The sequence below is a fragment of the Pseudonocardia pini genome, assembly GCF_013870575.1.
Lineage (GTDB): Bacteria > Actinomycetota > Actinomycetes > Mycobacteriales > Pseudonocardiaceae > Pseudonocardia > Pseudonocardia pini.
This window is the reverse complement of sequence record NZ_JACBXB010001194.1, coordinates 1-1,116: the sequence shown is the minus strand read 5'-3', so window position 1 is coordinate 1,116 and position 1,116 is coordinate 1. Positions and strand designations below refer to the sequence as shown.

The following is a 1,116-nucleotide window of genomic DNA, read 5'->3' as shown; positions in this document are numbered from 1 at the left end:
TCGGGGTGGCCCCGTCCAGCTCGGTGAGCAGCGCCGCGACCACGCGGTACGCCACCCCGGAGTCCGTGGACCCGCCACGCCGGGGCGCGAGCGCGTCGACCTCGTCGAGGAAGATCAGCGCGGGCGCGGCGTCCGCCGCCTTGCGGAACAGCTCGCGCACCGCCCGCTCCGACTCGCCCACGTACTTGTCCAGCAGCTCGGCGCCCTTGACGGCGAACACGTTGAGCTGCCCGGAGCCGGCGAGGGCCCGCAGCAGGAAGGTCTTGCCGCCGCCGGGCGGGCCGTACAGCAGCACCCCGCGGGGGGCGTCGACGCCGAGCCGGGCGAACGAGTCCGGGTATCGCAGCGGCCAGAGCACGGCCTCGGTGAGCGCCTGCTTGACCTCCGTCATGTCCCCGACCTGGTCGAGGGTGATCCCGCCGGTCTGCAGCGTGCCCGTCGACGACATCGAGATCGGCCGGACGGAGCCGACGGCGTCGAGCAGGTCGGCCATCTCGATCTTCGGGTCCTCGTGCTTCCGGAGGGCGGCGTTCACCGCGGCCTCGCGCCTCACCGCCGCGAGGTCGGCGATCACGAACCCGGGGGTGCGGGAGGCGATCTCCCCCAGGTCCACCTCCGCGGCCAGCGGGACCTCCGCCAGCAGCCTGCGCAGCAGGTCGGCCCGGACCGCCTGGTCCGGCAGCCCCAGGCCCAGCTCGCGGTCCGCCAGCTCGGGCGCCCGCAGCCGGGGGTCGACGGCCTCGGGGGCCGCCGTCGTCGCCACCAGCGCGAGGTGCGGGGTGTACACCGCCTCCTTCAGCGAGTCGAGGACGAGCGTGGCGAGCGGGGGCGGGGAGGCGGCGGGCAGCAGCGCGTCGACGTCGGTGACCAGCAGCACCGTCGGGCGTCCTGCGGCGGCCTGGTCGCGGGCGGCGGTGAGTGCCTCCTGCACGCGTGCGGCGGCCGAGGCGGGCTCCAGGGCGGCCGCGGCGGGCCCCGGCAGCTCGATGCAGCGTGCCTCGACGGCGGCCGCGACGCTGCGCACCAAGGTGGCCTTGCCGACGCCCTCGGGCCCGGTGACCAGCACCCCGAGCCGCGGCGACCCACCGAGCCGGACCAGCAGCTCCGGGCGGGCGA

At 76.6% G+C, this 1,116-nt stretch carries 1 protein-coding gene; it reads right to left on the bottom strand.

All coding sequences use genetic code 11. The features are described 5' to 3' along the window. Positions 1-1,116, bottom strand: a 1,116-nt coding sequence (locus H5J29_RS33765; protein WP_181784918.1) for an AAA family ATPase, incomplete at both ends; no start/stop codon positions are given.